This is a genomic window from Bradyrhizobium sp. USDA 326 (assembly GCF_049739485.1).
Lineage (GTDB): Bacteria > Pseudomonadota > Alphaproteobacteria > Rhizobiales > Xanthobacteraceae > Bradyrhizobium.
The window spans coordinates 2,494,170-2,515,630 of record NZ_JBMGQA010000001.1 but is presented as its reverse complement, the minus strand read 5'-3'; the positions used below and the strand labels follow the sequence as shown (position 1 = coordinate 2,515,630).

Here is a 21,461-nt window from a genome sequence, read left to right as displayed (position 1 = left end):
AAAGATCCTGGATTGCTTCGCCGCGCTCGCAATGACGATGCGGAAAATTCATCGCGCAAAAGCAAAACAAGCACGCCTTCGCGTGAAGGCGTCGCACGATTGCGGAACACCATGCGATCGACTCGTGCAGTCACTGCTGCTTGCGAGATCGGCAATAGCGACGGCTTGCACTTATGTCATAGAGAGTGCTTCGAGCGTCACCGGTTGCCGCATGAGCGTCGCTTTGCCGTGACGATGAAACCTGTGTGTCCACGGGTCAAATACCGGGGCGCGCGTCTCGACGAATTCGTTGATATCGCGTGTAACCACGATCAGGTCCTGTAAAGCGGCGACGGCTGCGATGAACAAATCCGGTTCTCCGAAGGTGTGGCGGCGCTTGCGCCCCTCGGCGACGATCGTTCTCCCTCGAACGATCACGTCCTCCGTGATGCCGAGAACTCGCCCTGCGAACAACGGCCGAAGCGTGTTATCCAGCTCCTCTGCCGCGACAATGACTGCGGCATCCTTTCCGTGCACCGTCACGCGCTGTGGCCCGGACCGTTGGGCCTCTCTGACAATCTGGCTTAGGTGCGTTTTCGCATCCTGAAGGCTCCATCGCCTCGATTGAAGGCCCTTCTTCGAAGAGGGGCGCTTTGCCGTCATGTCGCTCTTTCTGATCGGATCAACCAGATTTTAGAATATCCGAACTTGTCGACAAAGCAAGACGGGCACGCCTTCGCGTGAAGGCATGCCCGCTTGAAACTCTATTTATGCGACGCGCGCGCTCTAGTGCACGCTCACCGCTTGCAGCTCGTTGCTCCAGGCGTTGGCGACCGCGGCTTCGCGGCTGTCGGTCAGCATGATCGGCGTGCCGTCGGCGGCGTGGAGCGCGAAAAGCTTGAGGCCCGGCGCAATCTTGGGCGCCTCGGGGAACAGGTCCGGCACGTCCTCGGAACGGATCTGCTTCACATAGGCGATATGGCCTTCGCCCAGGGTTGCCAGTGTCTCCGGAGAGACGTTCTTGGCTTCGTATTCGAACGCAACGTGACCTTCACTCATGGTCTCGACTCCTCTGGAACACTAAGCGGTCGAGTCCGCTACTCGTTCCATTATTCGTGCTCATTGATAGCGATTGTCTTAACGATCCTCTCCGGTTCTGGCCGGGCCAGATCGATCGACAACAGCCCGTTCTTCAGATCCGCACCCAGCACCAGCATTCCCTCCGCCAGCACGAAGGTGCGCTGGAAGTGGCGCGCGGCGATGCCGCGATGGATGTATTGCCGAGACTTGTCGTCCTGCTGCCGCCCGCGGATCACGAGCTGGTTTTCCTCAATGGTTACATCGAGTTGATCGCGGGTGAATCCGGCGACCGCCAGCGTGATGCGCAAACGCTCGGGCTGGCCGTCCGCGCCGCCGCACCTCTCGATATTGTAGGGAGGGTAGCCGTCGGCGCCTTTGACGACGCGGTCGAGCACGCGCTCGATCTCGTCGAAGCCCAGCAGAAAGGGACTGGAGAGCGTTGGAACACGAGACATAGTTTACAAAGTCCTCGCAGAAGCGACTTTGGTGTTTCAGGGCCCGTAGTGGCACCCCTTGACCAGCAATATGGGCACGTTCTGCTGTGGGTTCAAGGACGTAGCCGGAGGCTGTGGACGGGCATTGCGCCCTCGGATAGTCGCGGATCGTCGCGGCCGGGCTTGTCCTGGCATGACGACTCTGTCGCTGAATATTCTCTAGTGAAAACAACCCCCGTTCTACTGTGCATGGGGTTGTTTTCGCACTTTGGCGTTTGGCTCTGCGGAACCCCTCAGGCCTCGAGCCGCGTCCGCCCGTCGGCGCTGAACAGATGCAGCTTGGCGCGCACCGCCGCGACGCGGATCCTCGTGCCGATCGCGGGGGCGTGGGTTCCGGGAATGCGGACGATGATCTCGCCGGGCGGCAGCTCGCCGGGGGTGGCGGCGACGCGCTGCTCCTCCTGCTCGCGGGAGCCGTAGACGAAGGTTTCGGCACCGACGCGCTCGCTTGCCTCCACCGTCAGCGGCAGTGCGACGCCGCCATCCGGGGTCTGGTCGGTGATGACGAAGTCTTCCGGGCGGATGCCGAGGATGCCGGCGTCGGCCGCGGCGCTGCCGGCGAGCTGCGAACGGATCTCCTCAGGGCGCGTCGACATCAGGTTCATCGGCGGCGCGCCGATGAAGGAGGCGACGAAGGTCGTCGCCGGCTTCTCGTAGATATCAAGGGGATTGCCGACCTGCTCGACCTGGCCGCCGTTCATCACGACGAGGATGTCGGCGAGTGTCATCGCTTCGAGCTGGTCGTGGGTGACGTAGATCGATGTCGTGTTGAGCCGGCGCTGCAATTTGCGGATCTCGACCCGCATCGCGATGCGCAGCTTGGCATCGAGGTTCGACAGCGGTTCGTCGAACAGGAACACCTTGGGCTGGCGTACGATGGCGCGGCCCATGGCGACGCGCTGGCGCTGGCCGCCCGAGAGCTGGCGCGGCTTGCGCTCCAGCATCGACGTGAGCTCGAGGATGCGCGCGGCTTCGTCGACGCGGGTCCTGATCTCGGCTTCCGCCATGCCGCGGTTGCGCAGGCCATAGGCCATGTTGTTGTAGACGCTCATGTGCGGATAGAGCGCGTAGTTCTGGAACACCATCGCGATGTCGCGGTCGGCGGGCTCGATTCCGTTGACGACGCGGCCGCCGATGTCGATCTCGCCGTCGGTGACCGTCTCAAGCCCGGCGACCATGCGCAGCAGCGTGGACTTGCCGCAGCCGCTAGGTCCGACCAGCACGCAGAACTGTCCGTCGCCGACATCGACGTCGACGCCTTTGATGGCCTCGAAGCCGCCGGTATAGGTCTTGCGGACGTTGCGCAGGGTGACGTTAGCCATGAAAACTCGCTTCTTACTTTTCCGTCTCGACCAGTCCGCGCACGAACAGCTTCTGCATGACCACGACGACGAACACCGGCGGCAGCATCGCCAGCACGGCGGTCGCCATCACGATCGGCCATTCGGTCAGCGCGTCGGTGGTGGTGATCATCTTGCGGATGCCGATCTGGATGGTCTGCATGTCGTCGCGCGTGGTGATCAGCAGCGGCCAGAGATACTGATTCCAGCCGAGGATGAACAGGATCACGAACAGCGCCGCCATGTTGGTGCGCGACAGCGGCAGCAGCGTATCCCAGAAGAAGCGGAAGGGGCCTGCGCCGTCGATGCGCGAGGCCTCCAGGAGCTCGTCCGGAACGGTCATGAAGAACTGGCGGAACAGCAGCGTCGCGGTGGCCGAGGCGATCAGCGGCAGCGACAGGCCGGCATAGCTGTCGAGCATGTGCAGGTCGGCGACGATCTTGTAGGTCGGATAGATGCGGACCTCGACCGGCAGCATCAGGGTGATGAAGATCAGCCAGAACAGCGCCATCCGGAACGGGAAGCGGAAATACACGATCGCATAGGCCGAGATGATCGAGATCGCGATCTTGCCGACCGCGATCAAGAGCGCCATCACCAGCGAGTTCAGCATCATGTTGCCGACCGGCTCGCGGGTCGAGCCGCTCGTGCCGACGAAGATCGTCTGGTAGTAAGTCTCGAAGAAATGACCGCCCGGCAGCAGCGACATCTGGCCGTTGGCGATCACCGCGTTGTCCTGCGTGGAGGCGATGAAGGCGAGATAGACCGGGAAGGCGACGATCGCGATTCCGATCCAGAGGATGATGTGGGCGATGTAGCGCCGGAAGCCTTCTTCCTCGACCATCAGTAGGTCACCTTGCGTTCGACGAAGCGGAACTGGATGCCCGTCAGCACGATGACCATGATCATCAGGATCACCGACTGCGCCGCGGAGCTGCCGAGATTTCCGCCGAGCAGGCCGTCGGTATAGACCTTGTAGACCAGCGTCTCGGTCGACTTGCCGGGGCCGCCCCGGGTCATGGTGTCGATGATGCCGAACGTGTCGAAGAACGCGTAGACGATGTTGACGACCAGGAGGAAGAAGATGGTCGGCGACAGCAGCGGGAAGGTCACGGTCCAGAACCGCCGCATCGGCCGCGCGCCGTCGATCGCGGCGGCCTCGAGCACGCTCTTCGGGATGCTCTGCAGGCCGGCGAGGAAGAACAGGAAATTGTAGGAGATCTGCTTCCAGGCGGCGGCGAGGATGATCAGCGCGGCGGCCTGGTCGCCGTCGAGCAGCGGATTCCAGTCGATGCCGAGCGCGCGCAGGTAGCGTGAGAGCACGCCGAGCGAGGGATGCAGCATGAAAATCCAGAGCACGCCGACGACCGGCGGCGCCACCGCGTAGGGCCAGATCAGAAGCGTGCGGTACAGCATCGAGCCGCGCAGCGGCTTGTCCGCCATCACGGCAAGCAGCAGCGCAAACGACAGCGACGACACCGCGATCGCGAAGGAGAAGAAGAAGGTGCGCAGGATCGCCTCGAAATAGGCGGGCTCCTTGAACAGGTCGATATAGTTCTCGAACCAGACGAAGCTGGTCGAGAGGCCGAAGGCGTCCTGGAGCAGGAAGGACTGGATCACCGCCTGCAACGCCGGCCAGTAGAAGAAAATCAGGACGATCGCGAGCTGCGGCGCAACCAGCGCGTAGGGCAATAGCTTCGACTGGAAAATGGCTTGCTTTTGCATGATGCCCGCAGCAGCGGCAGGCCGGCTTCACCGGCCTGCCGCTTGTCGCCTCACTTCACGGCGGTCTTTTCGAACTGCCGCAGCATGGTGTTGCCGCGCTCGACGGCCGAGTCCAGCGCCTGCTTGGCGGTCTTCTTGCCGGCCAGCGCCTGCTCGATCTCTTCGGCCCAGACGTCGCGGAGCTGCACCATGTTGCCGAGGCGCAGGCCGCGGGAGTTCTCGGTCGGCTCCTTGTTGGTCAGCTCGAGCAGCGGGGTCTCGAGATAGGGCTGGTCCTTGTAGAAGCCTTCGGCCTTGGCCTTCTCATACGCGGCCTTGGTGATCGGCAGATAGCCCGATGCCTTGTGGATGTAGACCTGGCGATCGGTGTCCGACAGGAAGGAAAGGAATTTCGCGACGCCCTTGTAGTCGTCGGCCGGCTTGCCGCCCATCACCCAGAGCGAAGCGCCGCCGATGATCGAGTTCTGCGGCGCGCCCTTCACGTCGGGATAATAGGGCATCGGCACCGCGGTGAAGTTGAACTTGGCCTGCGCCTTGACGTTACCGAAGAAGGCCGACGAGGTCAGGTAGAGTGGGCATTCGCCTGACGTGAAGCGGCCTTCGCCGGTGTTGGTGCGGCCGGCATAATCGTAGGTCTTGTCCTTCTGGAGCTCGACCAGCTTCTCGAGGTGCTTGACCTGGAGCGGTCCGTTGAACTGCAGCACGGTGTCGAAGCCGTCGAGGCCGTTGGCCTTGCTGGCCAGCGGCACGTTGTGCCAGGCGGAGAGCTGCTCGAGATTGACCCAGGTGACCCAGGAGTTGGAGAAGCCGCAGGTGGGATGGCCGTTGTCGTGCAGCTTCTTGGCGGCGTCGAACACTTCAGGCCAGGTCTTCGGGATCGTGACATTCGCCTTCTTCAGCTCGTCGAGGTTGACCCACATCACGGTCGACGACGAGTTGAAGGGGAAGGACAGCATCTCGCCCTTCGAGGTCGAATAGTAGCCGGTGATCGCGGGCAGATAGGCCTTGGGGTCGAACTTCTCGCCGGTCTCGGCCATCAGCTTGTAGACCGGCTTCACGGCGCCGGTCGCGGCCATCATGGTGGCGGTGCCGACCTCGAACACCTGCATGATGTGCGGGGCGTTGCCGGCGCGGAACGCCGCGATGCCGGCGTTCATCGTGTCGGCGTAGTTGCCCTTGTAGGTCGGGATCACCTTGTAGTCGCTCTGCGCGGCGTTGAAGTCGTTGGCGAGCTTGACGATGACGTCGTTGTTGGCGCCGGTCATCGCGTGCCACCACTGGATCTCGGTCACGGCCAGCGCCGGCGAAGCCGACAAGCCGACCGTGAGTGCAAATGCGGCAGCCGCACCAAAATGTCGAAGAGCCATCAAGAATCCTCCCTTGCCCGTCACTAAAGAAGCGCTTGCGCTAGCAGCGCCATATGACGTTCACATGACTGTGTAAGCGGCCGAAACGAAAGCGGCAAGCGCTGGAAAAGGGAAGCCGTCAAATAGGCGAATACGCAGCGACAGCCGCAGCCGTTCGCGCTGCACAGGCGTACGCGCGCCGCAGTGCGGCATGGGTGAATGTGGGAAGGTGAGCGCCGTCAGCGCCGAATGACGTTGGGCGGAATGGACGCAGCTCCGGGCTCTCTTAACCTCCGCCGCTCTTGTCCACCGAAGCCTTGGCGAAGGCGGATGCGGGAGAGGTCGCGCCGAAGGCGCGGGTGAGGGCTTTCTCCCCTTGGGGGTAGTCCCATTGCGGAGACACCCTCTCCCCAGCCCTCTCCCGCAAGCGGGGAGGGAGCGCACCTGGGCGCTGCCGCTCGATCTGTGTCTTATCTCAGCGCTTGCGCTCGGGGCCGCAGACCGTGCCCTTCTGGACCATCGCGTCGATCTCGGCCTTGGAGTAGCCGAACTCGCCGAGCACCTCCGCCGCGTGCTGGCTGAATTTCGGCGGCAGACGGCGCAGGCTCGGCTTTGAGCGATCGAGCCGGATCGGTGACGCCACGCCCTTGTACCAGTCCTTCTCGATAATATCGCCGCGGTAGAGCGTGTGCGGGTTGGTCAACGCCTGGTCGATCTTCTGCACCGGGCCAGCGGGCAGTCCTGCCGCGAGCAGGCGATTGCACAGCGGCTCGGCCTCGTGCTGGCTGAACACCGCGGCAAGCTCGGCGCGCAGCAGCTCGCGATTGGCGATGCGGTCCTTGTTGCGGGCAAAGCGCGGGTCGGTGCCGAGCTCGGGCTTGCCGATCTCCTTGGCCAGCTTGCGGAAGGTGCCGTCATTGCCGACGCCGATGAAGATGTCGTCGGTCTTGGTCGGGAAGATCGCGTAGGGCACGAGGTTGGGGTGCTCGTTGCCGGTGAGACCAGGCGGCTTGCCATGCATGAAATAGTTCGCGGTGTGCGGATGCATGATGGCAAGACCGGTCTCGTACAGGGTCGTTTCCAGGAACTGGCCCTTGCCGGAGCGCTGCCGCTCCGACAGCGCCATCAGGATGCCGATCGCGGCATAAAGTCCGGTGGTGATGTCGACCAAGGGCACGCCGATCCGCATCGGACCGCTCTCGGGCGAGCCGGTCGCCGCGATCATGCCGGTCATGGCCTGGATGATGGCGTCGTAGCCGGGATTGCCGCCGCGCGGGCCGTCGGCGCCGAAGCCGCAGATCCGGCAATGCACGAGGCGCGGATATTTCTTGCTGAGGACATCGTTGCCGATGCCCCATTTCTCCAGCGTGCCCGGCTTGAAATTCTCGATCAGGACGTCGGCGGTCTCCAGCATCTTGAGCAGCACGGCGCGGCCGCCCTCGGAGGCGAGGTCGAGGCCGATCGAGCGCTTGTTGCGGTTGATGCCGACGAAATAGGCCGCATCCTCCTCGTGGAAGGGAGGGCCCCATTCGCGCACCTCGTCGCCCGCGGGTGGCTCGACCTTGATCACGTCGGCGCCATGGTCGGCGAGGATCTGGGTGCAGTAGGGACCGCCGAGCACGCGCGTGAGATCGATGACTCGCAGTCCGCTCATTGCGCCCGTTGCTGCTTCAGTCATGCCTTCGCTTCTCCTGTGTCGAGGTTCGGTCACAGGCCTAGCGAGGTTTGCCAGGAGCAGCAATGGCTCCTGGCGTGGGGCTGCATGCGCTGTCGCGCGTCAATGCCGCGGCGTGGCAAAACGACGAAGGCCGGCCCGAGGGGGATCCCGGGCCAGCCCATCCGCACTTTCGATCAGACCACCGTCAGGCGAACATCGACATTGCCGCGCGTGGCATTGGAGTAGGGGCACACCTGATGCGCCTTCGCGACCAGCGCCTCGGCTTCCGCGCGGCCAAGGCCCGGCAGCGAGACGGCGAGGTCGATGTCGAGGCCGAAGCCGCCTTCGGAGCGCGGTCCGATGCCGACGGTCGAGGTGACGGAGGCGTCGGCCGGAACCTTCGGGCCGCCCTGCGACGCCACGAACTTCATCGCGCCGATGAAGCAGGCGGCATAGCCGGCCGCAAACAGCTGCTCGGGATTGTTGCCGGCGCCGCCACCGCCGCCGAGCTCCTTCGGCGTGGTGAGCTTGACGTCAAGCGCGCCGTCGAGGGTCGCAGCATGGCCGTCGCGGCCGCCGGTGGCCTTGGCGCTGGTCTTGTAAAGGACGTTCACGGACATTGTGGTCTCCCTGGGGTTTTGGGGTGGGACGCGATCTTTATTGCAGGCAATTAGATTGTGCGCAATTGAAATTGCACCGTCTCACATTTAATTGTTCGCAATTGAATGTGCCGCCGACCGGCCTCACAATGCGGCCGAACCTCGTGAGATTCTGCAATGGCCCGGAAACCATCGGCAGCGGACGCGCCGCTGCGGCTCGACAACCAGATCTGCTTCGCAGTCTATTCCGCCGCGCATGCCTTCAACCGCGTCTACAAGCCGCTGCTCGACGGGCTCGGCCTGACTTATCCGCAATATCTCGTCATGCTGGTGCTGTGGGAGCGCGACGACGTGCCGGTCAAGGACATCGGCGACAAGCTGTTCCTGGATTCGGGCACGCTGACGCCGCTGCTCAAGCGGCTCGAGGCCGCCCATCTCGTCAAGCGCAGCCGCTCGCGCGAGGACGAGCGTCAGGTGCTGATCGCGCTGACGCCACAGGGCCATGCACTGAAGGAAAAGGCACGCAGCGTGCCGCAGTCGATCCTGGCGGCGTCGGACTGCTCGGTGTCGGAGCTGGTCGCGATGAAGGACGAGATCGTCGCGTTGCGCGACAGGCTGAATGCGGTGATTGGGGAGTAGGGGGGCTGCTACGCGCGATCAGAAATGCTTCTTCGCAAATGCTCGCCCCGAGCCAGATTTGAGATATCGCTCGAATGCGACAGCGCGTGCAGCGTCATCGAACGCAAAATAGGTCCGAATTCGCCAAGGCCCGTATTTCGAGGTGTGCGACACCTCGCCGGCGTTATGCTTCGCCAAACGGGCTCGTAGGTCGTCCGTGATGCCGACATAGAAATGCTGGGAATCGAGGCTTTCGAGGATATAGACGTATTTCATTCTGCTTCCCCCCAGAGGGCAGGATAGCAGCCTGGAACCAGTGTGGGGCTTTTGCTCGCGCTCGTAGATGGAGCCCGCCGTCGCCCTTCGGGCTATGGCGGGGCAGCCTTCACTCACTTCGCTACGAGGGACTTCCCTAGGCTTGCCCAGCCGAAGCTCGCGAAGCGAGCGAAGGCTGGTGGAGCCAGGCGGGATCGAACCGCCGACCTCTTGCATGCCATGCAAGCGCTCTCCCAGCTGAGCTATGGCCCCTTAGTCCTTCACCGGGGTGAACCTGGTTGATCACCCCAGACCGGCGAGCCGAGCGACTCGCGCGGTGCACCCTTTTTCACAGATCAGGGCTGATCTCAAGTCTCTTCATCACCTCCGACGTCACCAATGATGTCGGTCACGTCCTCATCGCCCTCTTCTTCGTCGGCAATGAAGGTCGAATCATCGTCATCGTCGTCGTCGATCGTTTCGTCGACCTCGATATCGTCCTCGGATTCGGGCACGACGGCCTTGACCTTGCCGGTGTTCTCCTCGGCATCGGCCTCCTCGAGGGAGACCAATTCCTCGGTCTCTGCCGGCTCCGGCGCGGTGTCCTGGGCCATATTGCGGGCATCGGCGCCGCGGGGCGCGCGCGCAGGGGCGATCGGGGCGATCGGCACCACCTCGCCGGTATAGGGCGAGATCACCGGATTCTTGTTGAGGTCATAGAACTTCTTGCCCGTGGTCGGGCAAATACGTTTGGTTCCGAGTTCGGACTTGGCCACGGCAGGAATCCTGGGAATGTCTGAAAAGCGGTGCTTCACTTGGCTAGTTGGCGGCCCGCTGTCAATAGCGCATTACGGCAGAACGACATGCCGTGACGGGGGCCAGACCATGTGGTACCTGCGCGCCAGCCCACAGGGCCTATTCAAGGACACAATCTTGACCCATTCCGACCAACCGAGGCCGCTCAAGGCTCGTGCCAGCGGTCCCCTGACCGGGAAAGTACGGGTGCCCGGGGACAAGTCGATCTCCCACCGTGCCCTCATCCTGGGTGCGCTCGCGGTCGGCGAGACCAGGGTTTCGGGCCTGCTGGAGGGCGAGGACGTCCTCAACACAGCCAAATCCATGCAGGCGCTCGGCGCCAGCGTCGAGCGCATCGGCGATTTCGCGTGGAAAGTGCAGGGCGTTGGTGTCGCCGGCTTCGCCCAGCCCAAGGCGCCGCTCGATTTCGGCAACTCCGGCACCGGCTGCCGGCTGGTCATGGGCGCCGTCGCCGGCTGCCCGATCTCGGCGGTGTTCGACGGCGACGCCTCGCTGCGCAGCCGCCCCATGCGCCGGATCCTCGATCCGCTGGAAAAGATGGGCGCCAGGGTCATCTCCGGCGGCGAGGGCGGCCGTCTGCCGCTGACCCTCCAGGGCGCGCGCGATCCGCTGCCGATCACCTACAAGACCCCGGTCGCCTCGGCCCAGATCAAATCGGCCGTGCTGCTGGCGGGCCTGGCTGCGCCGGGCACCACGACGGTGATCGAGAGCGAGGCCAGCCGCGACCACACCGAGCTGATGCTGAAGCATTTCGGCGCGGACATCACCTCGGCCCGGGAAGGCCAGCATAGCCGCCGCATCACGCTGGTGGGCCAGCCCGAGCTGCACGGCGCGACCGTCGTCGTGCCCGCCGATCCCTCTTCGGCGGCCTTCCCAATCGTCGCAGCGCTGATCGTCGAAGGCTCCGATGTCGTGCTGTCCGACGTCATGACCAATCCGCTGCGCATCGGTCTGTTCACCACGCTTCGCGAAATGGGCGCCTCGATCGAGGAGAGCGAAGTGCGGGGCGATGCCGGCGAGCCGATGGCGCAGCTTCGTGTGCGCGCCTCGAAGCTGCGCGGTGTCGAAGTGCCGCCGGAGCGCGCGCCCTCGATGATCGACGAATATCTGGTGCTGGCGGTGGCGGCCTCCTTCGCCGAGGGCACGACGATCATGCGCGGCCTGCAGGAGTTGCGCGTCAAGGAATCCGACCGGTTGGAGGCGACCGCCGCCATGCTCCGCGTCAACGGCGTCAAGGTCGAGATCTCGGGCGATGATCTGATCGTCGAGGGCCGCGGCCATGTTCCCGGTGGCGGGATCGTCGCCACCCACATGGACCATCGCATCGCGATGTCGGCCCTGGTGATGGGCTGCGCCTCCGACCAGCCGGTGACGGTCGACGACACCGCTTTCATTGCCACCAGTTTCCCGGATTTCATTCCGATGATGCGTTCGCTAGGGGCCGAGTTCTCATGATCATTGCCATCGACGGGCCGGCGGCCTCGGGCAAGGGGACGCTCGGCAAGCGTCTCGCCCACCATTACGGCTATCGCCACTTGGATACCGGCGTGATCTACCGCGCGGTGGCTTACGAGCTGATGCAGTCCGGCCATGATCTGCGCGACGAGGCAGCCGCGGTGCAGGCTGCATTGGAACTTGATCCCGAGAAGTTCGGCAATCCCGCGCTGAAGACCCAAAAGGCCGGCGAGGGCGCCTCGATCGTCTCGGCAATCCCGAGGGTCCGCGAGGCCCTGGTCAATTTCCAGCGGCAATTCGCCGCCGATCCGCCGGGGGCGGTGCTGGACGGCCGGGACATTGGAACCGTGATCTGCCCCCATGCCGACGTGAAGATCTTCGTCGTCGCAGACCCCAAGGTGCGCGCGCGCCGCCGCACCATGGAGGCCAGGGCGAGGGGCGAGGAGGCGGACGAGGCCGCCGTGCTCGCCGACATCATCCAGCGTGACGAACGCGACAAGAACCGGCCGATTGCGCCTTTAAAGCCGGCCCCGGATGCTTACTTGCTAGATAACTCCCAACTGGATATAGAAGGCGGCGTCCGGGCCGCCATCGACATTATCGAGGCCGTCCGAGCGGGCCGGTCGCGGGGTTAAGCCGCTGCCGTCATTGGAGGAAGCGCCCGCTCCCGCCTCTTTGATGTCGATACCCTCGGTCCCTGCTTCAGGGTCCGGCGCGATCCAGGGTCCGGACAAAGATTCCACGTATCGAACGCGCGGGCCTCAGCCGGCCCGCTTCCGCCGTTCCGGTCGCAGGCCGGGGCAGCGAGCGGTCGCTCGAAGGTTTTGCGGACCTTCCGACACTGCGCGTGCGATGCGCCCACGAACCCAACGGCCGGCAAGACATCCGCAATTGGAGAACAAATGGCTTCGACTTCTGCTGATACCTATAGCCCCTCGCGTGACGATTTCGCCGCGATGCTCGACGAGTCCTTTGCAGGCGGCAACCTGCAGGAAAGCTCCGTCGTCAAGGGCAAGGTGGTTGCAATTGAAAAGGACATGGCCGTCATCGACGTCGGCCTGAAGACCGAGGGCCGCGTCGCGCTGCGCGAATTTTCCGGCCCCGGCCGTGAAAGCGATCTCAAGGTCGGCGACGAGGTGGAAGTGTTCCTCGATCGCATCGAAAACGCCCTCGGCGAAGCCGTGCTGTCGCGCGACAAGGCGCGCCGCGAAGAGAGCTGGGGCAAGCTCGAGAAGGCGTTCCAGAACAACGAGAAGGTCAACGGCGTCATCTTCAACCAGGTCAAGGGCGGCTTCACGGTCGACCTCGACGGTGCGGTGGCGTTCCTGCCGCGCTCGCAGGTCGACATCCGCCCGATCCGCGACGTTGCGCCGCTGATGAACAACTCGCAGCCGTTCCAGATCCTCAAGATGGATCGCCGCCGCGGCAACATCGTCGTCTCCCGGCGCACGGTGCTGGAAGAGACCCGCGCCGAGCAGCGTCAGGAGCTGGTGCAGAACCTCGAAGAGGGTCAGGTCATCGACGGCGTGGTCAAGAATATCACCGACTACGGTGCGTTCGTCGACCTCGGCGGCATCGACGGTCTGCTGCACGTCACCGACATCGCGTGGCGCCGCGTCAACCACCCGACCGAGGTGCTCTCGATCGGTCAGACCGTGAAGGTCAAGATCATCAAGATCAACCACGAGACGCACCGCATCTCGCTGGGCATGAAGCAGCTGCTGGACGATCCGTGGCAGGGCATCGAAGCCAAGTACCCGCTGGGTGCCCGCTTCACAGGCCGCGTCACCAACATCACCGACTACGGTGCGTTCGTCGAGCTCGAGCCGGGCATCGAAGGCCTGATCCACGTCTCCGAGATGTCGTGGACCAAGAAGAACATGCATCCCGGCAAGATCGTCTCGACCTCGCAGGAAGTCGACGTGCAGGTGCTGGAAGTCGATTCCGTCAAGCGCCGCATCTCGCTCGGCCTCAAGCAGACCATGCGCAATCCGTGGGAGGTCTTCGTCGAAAGCCACCCGACCGGTTCGGTGGTCGAGGGCGAGGTCAAGAACAAGACCGAGTTCGGCCTGTTCCTCGGCCTCGAGGGCGACGTCGACGGCATGGTCCACCTCTCCGACCTCGACTGGAAGCTTCCGGGCGAGCAGGTGATCGACAACTACAAGAAGGGCGACATGGTGAAGGCCGTGGTGCTCGATGTGGACGTCGAGAAGGAGCGTATCTCGCTCGGCATCAAGCAGCTCGAAGGCGACCCCTTCGCCGAGCCGGGCGATGTCAAGAAGGGCGCGGTCGTGACCTGCGAAGTGCTCGAAGTGAAGGAGAGCGGTATCGAGGTGAAGATCGCCGGTACCGATTTCACCACCTTCATCAAGCGCTCCGAGCTCGCGCGTGATCGCAACGACCAGCGCGCCGAACGCTTCGCCGTCGGCGAGAAGGTCGATGCCCGCGTGATCCAGTTCGACAAGAAGGCCCGCAAGGTCCAGGTGTCGATCAAGGCGCTCGAAGTGGCCGAAGAGAAGGAAGCCATCGCGCAGTACGGCTCTTCCGATTCGGGCGCGACGCTCGGCGACATCCTGGGCACCGCGCTCAAGAACCGCGACAGCAAGTAAGCGAAACTTCCGTTTTGCTGCATCGAAGCCCCGGCGCGAGCCGGGGCTTTTTTGTTGTGCTTGTCTTTCTGTAGCCCGGATGGAGCGGAGCGAAATCCGGACCGCCCCAGTGTGGCACGAATCCCGGATTACGCTGCGCTCCATCCGGGCTACGTCGCCGCAGGCCTTGTTTTCTTCTAATTGCGCCGCAATTGATGTATTCAGCTAAGCCAATGGTCACGCTGTGACGGCACAACGCGCCCAGCCTTTCATTTGGAGATACTCCGATGTCGCTCGATTCGGACATCATCGTCGATCGCCGCAGGATCCGCCGCAAGCTCACGTTCTGGCGTGTGATGGCCGCGCTGATCGCGATCGCGGCGATTGCGAGCTTTGCGCTGATCGCGACGCCCGGAGCGCGCGGTACCTTCGCATCCGCCGGCTCGATCGCACGCGTTCACATCGATGGATTGATCCGCAGCGATTCCGAGCGCACGCAGGCGCTGGAGCGGCTCGAGAGCTCGCGGGCCGCCGCCGTCATCGTTCACATCAACTCGCCGGGCGGCACCACCGCCGGCTCCGAGCAGCTCTACGACTCGCTCACCCGGCTGAAAGCGAAGAAGCCGCTGGTCGTCGTCGTCGAGGGCCTCGCCGCATCGGGGGGCTACATCACGGCGATCGCGAGCGACCACATCGTCGCCCAGCAGAGCTCGCTGGTCGGCTCGATCGGCGTGCTGTTCCAGTATCCCAATGTCTCCGAGCTGCTGAAGACCATCGGCGTCAGGGTCGAGGAGGTGAAGTCCTCGCCGCTGAAGGCAGCTCCCAACGGTTTTGAGCCGACCAGTCCGGAGGCGCGTGCCGCGCTCGATGCGCTGGTCAAGGATTCCTACGCCTGGTTCAAGGGAATGGTGAAGGAGCGGCGTGGCATGGATGACACGCAGCTCGAAAAAGTCGCCGATGGTCGTGTCTTTACCGGGCGCCAGGCGATCGATCTCAAGCTGATCGACCAGATCGGTGACGAGAAGACGGCGGTGACCTGGCTGATCGAGCACAAGGGCGTCAAAAAGGGACTTCCGGTACGCGATTACAAGCTTGAGCCGCGCTTTGGCGATCTGACTTTCCTCAAGACCGCCGCCGCCGTGACGCTGGAAGCGCTCGGTTTGGGCTCGATTGCGCATCAAATCGGCCAAACCGGTGTCGCGCAGGCGGTCGACCGGCTCGGAATGGATGGAATGCTGGCCCTGTGGCAGCCGGCCGCATCAAACTGACTGGAGCAGGCGAGTTCCGCGAGGTTTTCTCGTGGGACGAGTGCCGGCGCAGCACGCTTTTTCGGCATTTGTCACGTATTTTCGCGACGCTCAGCCTTGATTTAGCGTCTTGACAGATCACGGTATTTTCACGGAAATGGTCATCCGCACGCTTCCGGGTCCTATCTCTCGATGATCAAATCCGAACTTGTTCAGCGTATCGCCGAGCACAACCCGCATCTGTACCAGCGGGATGTCGAGAACATTGTGAATGCGATTCTCGAAGAGATCGTAGCGGCCCTCGCGCGCGGTGATCGCGTCGAGTTGCGCGGCTTCGGTGCCTTCTCGGTCAAGCACCGCCCTGCCCGCGCAGGGCGCAATCCACGCACCGGCGCCCATGTGCCAGTCGACCAGAAGAGCGTTCCGTTCTTCAAGACCGGCAAGGAAATGCGCGAGCGGCTGAACCGCGACCATCCAGATCCCGGCGGCGCAGACTGAAGCGCGATGTGACCGCGCTTTAGGGTTTTTCGCGGTCGCACAGGATGCGGCCGCGGGCTTGATTCAAGGCGAGCGACGCGAGATGCGAAAGTTCCTGACCGCGCTGATCGTGATTCCGCTGGGCCTGATCCTGGTGGCGTTTGCCGTCGCCAACCGGCATTTCGTCACGGTCTCCTTCGATCCCTTCATTTCCGACGACCCGTCACTGTCGCTGACGTTGCCGCTGTTCCTGCTCCTGATCCTGGTGGCCGCGCTGGGCGTCGTGGTCGGCGGCTCGGCCGTCTGGGTCGGCCAGCGGCACTGGCGGCGCGCGGCGCGCCGGAATGATGCGGAGGCCCGGGCCATCAGGGCCGAACTGGCCGATCTGCGGGCCCAGGCGGCTGCGACCAGGGCAGAGCCCCAGCGCCTTCCCGCGCCTTCCGGGGTGGGGCTGTACGGGCCCATCGGGCGAGACAAGCAGCGCGCGACGTTGTAGAAGCGGCCCCAACCGAAAGCCCCGTTTTCCGGCCGCGGACCCGCGGCCTTCATCTGCTTTGAGACCATGTCCCTGCTCGTCAAAATCTGCGGCCTGTCCACGCGCGAGACGCTTCAAGCGGCGCTCGACGCCGGCGCCGACATGGTGGGGTTCGTGTTCTTTCCGCCGTCGCCGCGGCATCTCTCTCTGGAGGCGGGGCGCGAGCTCGGCCGTCAGGTGAAGCAGCGCGCGCTCAAGGTCGCGCTCACGGTCGACGCCGACGACGCCACGCTCGACAACATCATGGATGCGCTGTCGCCCGATATTCTCCAGCTCCACGGCAGCGAGAGCGTGGCGCGGCTGCGCGACATCAAGCAACGCTTCGGCCGCCCGGTGATGAAGGCGGTCCCGGTCGCGACAGCTGCCGATCTCGCGGTGCTGCCCGGCTACGCCGCCGTCGCCGACCGCATCCTGTTCGACGCGCGCGCGCCGAAGGACGCAACGCGGCCCGGCGGTCTCGGGGAACCCTTCGACTGGCACCTCCTGGAAAACCTCGATCTGAAACTGCCGTATATGGTCTCGGGGGGGCTGCACGCCGACAATCTGGCCGAAGCCCTCCGTGTCACCCGCGCCGGCGGCGTCGACGTGTCCTCCGGTGTCGAGAGCGCCCCCGGCGTCAAGGATCCCGAGATGATCAAGGCCTTCATTCGCGCCGCGCGCGCCAGCCAAGATACAAGTCAAGAGTTGAGTGTCCGATGAACGTCGCCAAACCCAATTCCTACCGCAGCGGCCCCGACGAGCGCGGCCATTTCGGCATCTTCGGCGGACGCTTCGTCGCCGAAACCCTGATGCCGCTGATCCTCGATCTGGAAAAGGCCTACACCGCCGCCAAGGCCGATCCGGCGTTCCAGGCCGAGATGAACGGCTATCTCAAGAACTATGTCGGCCGGCCTTCGCCGCTCTATTTCGCCGAGCGCCTGACCGAGCATCTCGGCGGCGCCAAGATCTACCTGAAGCGCGAAGAGCTGAACCACACCGGTTCGCACAAGGTGAACAACGTGCTCGGCCAGATCATGCTGGCGCGGCGCATGGGCAAGAAGCGCATCATCGCCGAGACCGGCGCCGGTCAGCATGGCGTCGCCACTGCGACGCTGTGCGCGCGCTTTGGCCTGGAATGCGTGGTCTATATGGGCGCCGTCGACGTCGAGCGGCAGCAACCCAATGTCATCCGCATGGAGATGCTGGGCGCCAAGGTGATGCCAGTGCAGTCGGGTACGCGCACGCTGAAGGATGCCATGAACGAGGCGCTCCGCGACTGGGTCACCAACGTGCACAACACGTTCTATTGCATCGGCACGGTCGCCGGTCCGCATCCCTATCCGACCTTGGTGCGCGACTTCCAGTCGGTCATCGGCAACGAGACCAGGGCGCAGATGCAGGAGATCGAAGGCCGCCTGCCGGATTCGCTGGTCGCCTGCATCGGCGGCGGCTCGAACGCGATGGGCCTGTTCCATCCGTTCCTCGACGATCCCACGGTCGAGATATTCGGAGTCGAAGCCGCAGGCCATGGCCTTACGCAATTGCACGCGGCCTCGATCGCGGGCGGCCGTCCCGGCGTGCTGCACGGCAACCGCACCTACCTCTTGATGGATGCGGACGGCCAGATCCAGGACGCGCATTCGATCTCGGCCGGCCTCGACTATCCCGGCATCGGCCCCGAGCATTCCTGGCTGCACGAGGTCGGCCGCGTGAACTATCTCTCCGCGACCGATGACGAGGCGCTCGCCGCGTTCCAGCTGCTGTCGAAGCTCGAAGGCATCATCCCCGCGCTCGAGCCCGCGCACGCCATCGCCAAGGTGATGGAGCTCGCGCCAAAACGGCCCAGGGATCACCTGATGGTCGTCAATCTCTCCGGCCGCGGCGACAAGGACGTCCCGCAGGTCGGCGACATCCTGAGGGGCAAGAAGTGACCACGCGTATCGACACCCGTTTTGCCGAGCTGAAGAAGCAGGGCCGCGCGGCCTTCGTCACCTATGTGATGGCTGGCGACCCTGATGCCGCGACGTCGCTCAATATCGTCAAGGCGCTGCCCAAGGCAGGCGCCGACGTCATTGAACTCGGCATTCCCTTCACCGATCCGATGGCCGATGGTCCGTCGATCCAGGCTGCAGGCCTGCGCGCGCTCAAGGCGGGCATGACCTTGAAGAAGACGCTTGATCTGGTGCGCGATTTCCGCAAGGACGACAATTTCACGCCGCTGGTGCTGATGGGTTACTACAATCCGATCTACATCTACGGCGTCGACAAGTTCCTGGCAGACGCCAAGAGCGCGGGCGTTGACGGCCTGATCATCGTCGATCTGCCGCCGGAGGAAGATGACGAGCTCTGCATTCCCGCGCTGAAGGCGGGGCTCAACTTCATTCGCTTGGCGACGCCGACCACCGACGACAAGCGCCTGCCGGCGGTGCTCGCGAACACATCGGGCTTTGTCTATTACGTCTCGATCGCCGGCATCACCGGCGCCGCGGCGGCGGACGCCAATGCCGTCGGCGAAGCTGTTGCGCGCATTAAGCGGCATACCAGGCTGCCGATCTGCGTCGGTTTCGGCATCCGCACGCCGGAGGCGGCGCGCGCCATTGCCGAGAAGGCCGATGGTTCGGTGGTCGGCACCGCACTGGTGGATGCGCTCAAGAACAGCCTCGATGCCGAGGGACGGGCGACGGCCAAAACCGTCAACGCCGTGGCTGAGCTGACGGCGGCCCTGGCCCAGGGCGTCAAGGGTGCGCAACAGGCGGCCGAATAGGTCATAATTCCGCTTTAGCTTGTTAGTTTGAGCATGATCTTGTCGGAAAACCGCTTCACACTTTTCCGGATCAAGCTCTAACGCGGTCGACACGGCGGCTTGCCGGGCAGCGGCCAGGCCGCCATATATCTCTTCAGGCGATCCGCGAGGCGGGTTCGCACATCGGAGCAAACCATGAACTGGCTTACCAACGTGGTCCGGCCGAAGATCCGCAACATGCTGCGGCGGGAGACGCCGGAGAATCTGTGGATCAAGTGTCCGGACTCCGGGCAGCTCGTGTTCTACAAGGACGTCGAGGCCAACCAGTTCGTCATTCCGGGCTCGAACTACCATATGCGCATGGGCGCGGTGGCGCGTCTGAAGTCGATCTTCGACAACGAGACCTGGTTCGACGTCGCGCTGCCTGAGGTCACGCCCGATCCGCTCAAGTTCCGCGACGAGAAGAAATATGTCGACCGCATCAAGGATGCGCGGGCGCGGACCAATCTGAACGACGCGATCAAGGTCGGCTATGGCAAGCTCGAAGGTTCCGCCGTGGTCGTCGCCGTGCAGGATTTCGACTTCATGGGCGGCTCGCTCGGCATGGCTGCGGGCGAAGCCATCGTGCGCGGAATGGAGCTCGCGGTCGAGAAGACATCGCCGTTCATCGTGTTCGCGGCTAGCGGCGGCGCGCGCATGCAGGAGGGTATCCTGTCGCTGATGCAGATGCCGCGCACCACGGTTGCGGTACAGATGCTGCGCGAGGCAAAGCTGCCCTACATCGTCGTGCTGACCAATCCGACCACTGGTGGCGTCACCGCGTCCTATGCGATGCTGGGCGACGTGCAGATCGCCGAGCCGGGTGCGCTGATCGGCTTTGCCGGTGCACGCGTGATCGAGCAGACCATACGCGAGAAGCTCCCTGAAGGGTTTCAGCGCGCCGAGTACCTCAAGGAGCACGGCATGGTCGACATGGTCGTGCATCGTCACGAGTTGCGCCCGACGCTGGCGCGGCTCTGCCGCCTGCTGACCAAGGCGCCGGCGCTGGAAGGCGCATCGAAATCAGTGCAGCCGGTCGCGAGCCCGGCGCAGATCGTATCGGCCGCCGAGACGGCGCCGGCTGCGCCCCACGCGTGAACGCCTCCTCTGACAGTGCAAAGAGACCGCTCGACGAATTGATCGGGCGGTTGTCGGCCCTGCATCAGAAGCGCATCGATCTCGGGCTGGAGCGGATGCACCGCCTGCTCGAACGGCTCGGTCACCCCGAACGCAAGCTGCCGCCGGTGATCCACATCGCCGGCACCAACGGCAAGGGCTCGACGCTCGCGTATCTGCGAGCGACGCTGGAAGCTGCGGGCCTGCGCGTCCACGCCTACACCTCGCCCTATCTCGTCCGCATCAATGAATGCTTCCGGCTCGGCCGCGTGGGCGGCGGTGCGCTCGTTGGTGACGACGAGTTGCGCGCCGCGCTGGAAGAGGTCGAGCGCGTCAATGCCGGCGAGCCGGCGACCGTGTTCGAGCTGAAGACGGCTGCCGCGTTTCACCTGTTCGCGCAGAACCCGGCCGATGTGGTGCTGCTCGAAGTCGGCCTCGGCGGCCGGCTCGATTCGACCAATGTGATCGATGCGCCGGCGGCCTGCGTGATCACGCCCATCAGCATGGATCACATGGATTTCCTCGGCGACACCCTCGCTTCGATCGCCGGCGAAAAGGCGGCGATCATCAAGCGCGGCGTGCCGGTGATCTGCGCCGAGCAGATGCCGGAGGCAATGGCGGTGATCGAAGCGCAGGCGAGACGCACGCGCGCGCCGCTGTTTGCCGCAGGCGAGAGCTGGCACGTCAATGTCGAGCGCGGGCGTCTGGTCTATTCCGATGATCGCGGCTTGATGGATCTGCCGGCGCCGCGTCTGTTCGGCCGCCACCAATTCGCCAATGCCGGGCTCGCGATCGCGACACTGCGTGCGCTGCCAGCCATCAAGGTCAACCACGCCGCGTTCGAAGCCGGCATCGTCGGCGCGGAATGGCCGGCGCGGATGCAGCGCATCGCCTCGGGCGAGCTGCTGTCCTGGGGTCCGCAGGGCTCCGAGATCTGGCTCGATGGCGGCCACAATGCGGAGGGCGGGCGTGTCGCGGCGGCGGCGCTCGGCGATCTCGAGGAGCGGGTGTCGCGGCCGCTGGTGGTGATCGCCGGCATGATGGCCAACAAGGACGCGCAGGGATTTCTCGCCAATTTCGCCGGCCTCACCCGCCATATCATCGCGGTGCCGATTCCCGACACCGAGAATGCAATGCCGGTCGATCGCCTCGCGGATGCCGCGCGGAGCCTCGGCATGCGCGTCGAGACCGTTTCCGGCGTCGAAGCCGCGCTGCGCGCCTTGGCGAAGCTCGCCTACGAGGTGCCGCCGCGCATCCTGATCACCGGCTCGCTGTATCTCGCCGGCCACGTGCTGGCGATCAACGGCACGCCTCCTGCATGAGCTTCCGTGTCCCGGACAAGCGCAGCTCTTGCCAACGCGTAGCGTTGTCCA

23 protein-coding genes and 1 tRNA gene are annotated in these 21,461 nt (G+C 64.3%); 12 read left to right on the top strand and 12 right to left on the bottom strand.

Annotated elements, in window-relative coordinates; genetic code table 11:
* Positions 1-171: 171 nt before the first annotated feature.
* The 9 genes from ABIG06_RS11985 to ABIG06_RS11945 all read right to left on the bottom strand — a co-directional run bounded on the left by ABIG06_RS11985 (position 172) and on the right by ABIG06_RS11945 (position 8,241).
* Positions 172-642, bottom strand: coding sequence for a type II toxin-antitoxin system prevent-host-death family antitoxin (locus ABIG06_RS11985; RefSeq protein ID WP_370136600.1), 471 nt, complete (start codon positions 640-642; stop codon positions 172-174).
* A gap of 123 nt (positions 643-765) precedes the next feature.
* Positions 766-1,038, bottom strand: coding sequence for a DUF1150 family protein (locus ABIG06_RS11980; RefSeq protein ID WP_018645064.1), 273 nt, complete (start codon positions 1,036-1,038; stop codon positions 766-768).
* 50 nt (positions 1,039-1,088) lie between these two features.
* On the bottom strand, positions 1,089-1,514 hold the full coding sequence (locus ABIG06_RS11975; protein WP_018323442.1) for an Hsp20 family protein: 426 nt from the start codon (positions 1,512-1,514) through the stop codon (positions 1,089-1,091).
* 272 nt (positions 1,515-1,786) lie between these two features.
* Positions 1,787-2,875, bottom strand: coding sequence for a sn-glycerol-3-phosphate import ATP-binding protein UgpC (locus ABIG06_RS11970; RefSeq protein WP_370136598.1), 1,089 nt, complete (start codon positions 2,873-2,875; stop codon positions 1,787-1,789).
* Between the two features lie 13 nt (positions 2,876-2,888).
* A complete protein-coding gene (gene ugpE / locus ABIG06_RS11965) occupies positions 2,889-3,737 on the bottom strand; it encodes a sn-glycerol-3-phosphate ABC transporter permease UgpE (protein ID WP_124162395.1) in 849 nt (282 codons plus the stop codon).
* A complete protein-coding gene (gene ugpA, locus ABIG06_RS11960; RefSeq protein ID WP_124162396.1) occupies positions 3,737-4,618 on the bottom strand; it encodes a sn-glycerol-3-phosphate ABC transporter permease UgpA in 882 nt (293 codons plus the stop codon). The genes ugpE and ugpA overlap by 1 nt, the downstream gene beginning before the upstream one ends.
* A gap of 50 nt (positions 4,619-4,668) precedes the next feature.
* Positions 4,669-5,985, bottom strand: a complete 1,317-nt coding sequence (gene ugpB, locus ABIG06_RS11955) for a sn-glycerol-3-phosphate ABC transporter substrate-binding protein UgpB (protein WP_370136597.1) — start codon at positions 5,983-5,985, stop codon at positions 4,669-4,671.
* Positions 5,986-6,439: 454 nt separating this feature from the next.
* Positions 6,440-7,642, bottom strand: a complete 1,203-nt coding sequence (locus ABIG06_RS11950; protein ID WP_370136595.1) for a CaiB/BaiF CoA transferase family protein — start codon at positions 7,640-7,642, stop codon at positions 6,440-6,442.
* 173 nt (positions 7,643-7,815) lie between these two features.
* Positions 7,816-8,241, bottom strand: a complete 426-nt coding sequence (locus ABIG06_RS11945) for an organic hydroperoxide resistance protein (RefSeq protein ID WP_124162399.1) — start codon at positions 8,239-8,241, stop codon at positions 7,816-7,818.
* A gap of 156 nt (positions 8,242-8,397) precedes the next feature.
* Here ABIG06_RS11945 and ABIG06_RS11940 point away from each other — a divergent pair, with 156 nt between their 5' ends.
* Positions 8,398-8,859, top strand: coding sequence for a MarR family winged helix-turn-helix transcriptional regulator (locus tag ABIG06_RS11940; RefSeq protein WP_370136593.1), 462 nt, complete (start codon positions 8,398-8,400; stop codon positions 8,857-8,859).
* An 18-nt stretch (positions 8,860-8,877) separates the two neighbouring features.
* On the opposite strand, the gene ABIG06_RS11935 is transcribed toward ABIG06_RS11940, so the two are convergent.
* The 3 genes from ABIG06_RS11935 to ABIG06_RS11925 all read right to left on the bottom strand — a co-directional run bounded on the left by ABIG06_RS11935 (position 8,878) and on the right by ABIG06_RS11925 (position 9,869).
* A complete protein-coding gene (locus tag ABIG06_RS11935; protein ID WP_158626779.1) occupies positions 8,878-9,114 on the bottom strand; it encodes a GIY-YIG nuclease family protein in 237 nt (78 codons plus the stop codon).
* Between the two features lie 176 nt (positions 9,115-9,290).
* Positions 9,291-9,366, bottom strand: a tRNA-Ala gene (locus tag ABIG06_RS11930).
* 95 nt (positions 9,367-9,461) lie between these two features.
* On the bottom strand, positions 9,462-9,869 hold the full coding sequence (locus tag ABIG06_RS11925; protein ID WP_124162401.1) for a TIGR02300 family protein: 408 nt from the start codon (positions 9,867-9,869) through the stop codon (positions 9,462-9,464).
* A gap of 157 nt (positions 9,870-10,026) precedes the next feature.
* Between ABIG06_RS11925 and aroA the strand changes: the two genes are divergently transcribed.
* The 11 genes from aroA (at position 10,027) to ABIG06_RS11870 (ending at position 21,410) form a co-directional block, all read left to right on the top strand.
* Positions 10,027-11,364: a 3-phosphoshikimate 1-carboxyvinyltransferase gene (aroA, locus tag ABIG06_RS11920; protein WP_370136590.1), complete on the top strand. Its 1,338-nt coding sequence runs from the start codon at positions 10,027-10,029 to the stop codon at positions 11,362-11,364.
* Positions 11,361-11,999 (top strand): (d)CMP kinase, encoded by a 639-nt coding sequence (gene cmk / locus ABIG06_RS11915; protein ID WP_370136588.1) that lies wholly within the window; start codon positions 11,361-11,363, stop codon positions 11,997-11,999. Before aroA ends, cmk begins: the two co-directional genes overlap by 4 nt.
* A 267-nt stretch (positions 12,000-12,266) precedes the next feature.
* On the top strand, positions 12,267-13,973 hold the full coding sequence (gene rpsA, locus ABIG06_RS11910; protein WP_124162404.1) for a 30S ribosomal protein S1: 1,707 nt from the start codon (positions 12,267-12,269) through the stop codon (positions 13,971-13,973).
* A 266-nt stretch (positions 13,974-14,239) separates the two neighbouring features.
* A complete protein-coding gene (sppA, locus tag ABIG06_RS11905; RefSeq protein ID WP_370136587.1) occupies positions 14,240-15,220 on the top strand; it encodes a signal peptide peptidase SppA in 981 nt (326 codons plus the stop codon).
* Positions 15,221-15,391: 171 nt separating this feature from the next.
* Positions 15,392-15,697, top strand: a complete 306-nt coding sequence (locus tag ABIG06_RS11900) for an integration host factor subunit beta (protein ID WP_124162406.1) — start codon at positions 15,392-15,394, stop codon at positions 15,695-15,697.
* Positions 15,698-15,779: 82 nt separating this feature from the next.
* Positions 15,780-16,172 carry a lipopolysaccharide assembly protein LapA domain-containing protein gene (locus tag ABIG06_RS11895; RefSeq protein WP_370136585.1) on the top strand — a complete coding sequence of 131 codons (393 nt, stop codon included), beginning with the start codon at positions 15,780-15,782 and terminating at the stop codon, positions 16,170-16,172.
* A 66-nt stretch (positions 16,173-16,238) separates the two neighbouring features.
* Entirely contained in the window at positions 16,239-16,910 is a 672-nt protein-coding gene (locus ABIG06_RS11890) for a phosphoribosylanthranilate isomerase (protein ID WP_370136583.1), read from the top strand.
* Positions 16,907-18,121 carry a tryptophan synthase subunit beta gene (gene trpB, locus ABIG06_RS11885; RefSeq protein WP_370136581.1) on the top strand — a complete coding sequence of 405 codons (1,215 nt, stop codon included), beginning with the start codon at positions 16,907-16,909 and terminating at the stop codon, positions 18,119-18,121. The genes ABIG06_RS11890 and trpB overlap by 4 nt, the downstream gene beginning before the upstream one ends.
* Positions 18,118-18,954 carry a tryptophan synthase subunit alpha gene (trpA, locus tag ABIG06_RS11880; RefSeq protein ID WP_424578283.1) on the top strand — a complete coding sequence of 279 codons (837 nt, stop codon included), beginning with the start codon at positions 18,118-18,120 and terminating at the stop codon, positions 18,952-18,954. Before trpB ends, trpA begins: the two co-directional genes overlap by 4 nt.
* Positions 18,955-19,128: 174 nt before the next feature.
* Entirely contained in the window at positions 19,129-20,070 is a 942-nt protein-coding gene (gene accD / locus ABIG06_RS11875) for an acetyl-CoA carboxylase, carboxyltransferase subunit beta (protein ID WP_061879951.1), read from the top strand.
* Positions 20,067-21,410, top strand: coding sequence for a bifunctional folylpolyglutamate synthase/dihydrofolate synthase (locus ABIG06_RS11870; protein ID WP_370136579.1), 1,344 nt, complete (start codon positions 20,067-20,069; stop codon positions 21,408-21,410). The genes accD and ABIG06_RS11870 overlap by 4 nt, the downstream gene beginning before the upstream one ends.
* Positions 21,411-21,461: the final 51 nt, after the last annotated feature.

What these genes read in the sequence shown, in the direction of transcription:
- ABIG06_RS11985 (WP_370136600.1), bottom strand. Translation starts at nt 642, where the DNA reads ATGACGGCAAAGCGCCCCTCTTCGAAGAAGGGCCTTCAATCGAGGCGA.
- ABIG06_RS11980 (WP_018645064.1), bottom strand. Translation starts at nt 1,038, where the DNA reads ATGAGTGAAGGTCACGTTGCGTTCGAATACGAAGCCAAGAACGTCTCT.
- ABIG06_RS11975 (WP_018323442.1), bottom strand. Translation starts at nt 1,514, where the DNA reads ATGTCTCGTGTTCCAACGCTCTCCAGTCCCTTTCTGCTGGGCTTCGAC.
- ABIG06_RS11970 (WP_370136598.1), bottom strand. Translation starts at nt 2,875, where the DNA reads ATGGCTAACGTCACCCTGCGCAACGTCCGCAAGACCTATACCGGCGGC.
- ugpE (WP_124162395.1), bottom strand. Translation starts at nt 3,737, where the DNA reads ATGGTCGAGGAAGAAGGCTTCCGGCGCTACATCGCCCACATCATCCTC.
- ugpA (WP_124162396.1), bottom strand. Translation starts at nt 4,618, where the DNA reads ATGCAAAAGCAAGCCATTTTCCAGTCGAAGCTATTGCCCTACGCGCTG.
- ugpB (WP_370136597.1), bottom strand. Translation starts at nt 5,985, where the DNA reads ATGGCTCTTCGACATTTTGGTGCGGCTGCCGCATTTGCACTCACGGTC.
- ABIG06_RS11950 (WP_370136595.1), bottom strand. Translation starts at nt 7,642, where the DNA reads ATGACTGAAGCAGCAACGGGCGCAATGAGCGGACTGCGAGTCATCGAT.
- ABIG06_RS11945 (WP_124162399.1), bottom strand. Translation starts at nt 8,241, where the DNA reads ATGTCCGTGAACGTCCTTTACAAGACCAGCGCCAAGGCCACCGGCGGC.
- ABIG06_RS11940 (WP_370136593.1), top strand. Translation starts at nt 8,398, where the DNA reads ATGGCCCGGAAACCATCGGCAGCGGACGCGCCGCTGCGGCTCGACAAC.
- ABIG06_RS11935 (WP_158626779.1), bottom strand. Translation starts at nt 9,114, where the DNA reads ATGAAATACGTCTATATCCTCGAAAGCCTCGATTCCCAGCATTTCTAT.
- cmk (WP_370136588.1), top strand. Translation starts at nt 11,361, where the DNA reads ATGATCATTGCCATCGACGGGCCGGCGGCCTCGGGCAAGGGGACGCTC.
- rpsA (WP_124162404.1), top strand. Translation starts at nt 12,267, where the DNA reads ATGGCTTCGACTTCTGCTGATACCTATAGCCCCTCGCGTGACGATTTC.
- sppA (WP_370136587.1), top strand. Translation starts at nt 14,240, where the DNA reads ATGTCGCTCGATTCGGACATCATCGTCGATCGCCGCAGGATCCGCCGC.
- ABIG06_RS11900 (WP_124162406.1), top strand. Translation starts at nt 15,392, where the DNA reads ATGATCAAATCCGAACTTGTTCAGCGTATCGCCGAGCACAACCCGCAT.
- ABIG06_RS11895 (WP_370136585.1), top strand. Translation starts at nt 15,780, where the DNA reads ATGCGAAAGTTCCTGACCGCGCTGATCGTGATTCCGCTGGGCCTGATC.
- ABIG06_RS11890 (WP_370136583.1), top strand. Translation starts at nt 16,239, where the DNA reads ATGTCCCTGCTCGTCAAAATCTGCGGCCTGTCCACGCGCGAGACGCTT.
- trpB (WP_370136581.1), top strand. Translation starts at nt 16,907, where the DNA reads ATGAACGTCGCCAAACCCAATTCCTACCGCAGCGGCCCCGACGAGCGC.
- accD (WP_061879951.1), top strand. Translation starts at nt 19,129, where the DNA reads ATGAACTGGCTTACCAACGTGGTCCGGCCGAAGATCCGCAACATGCTG.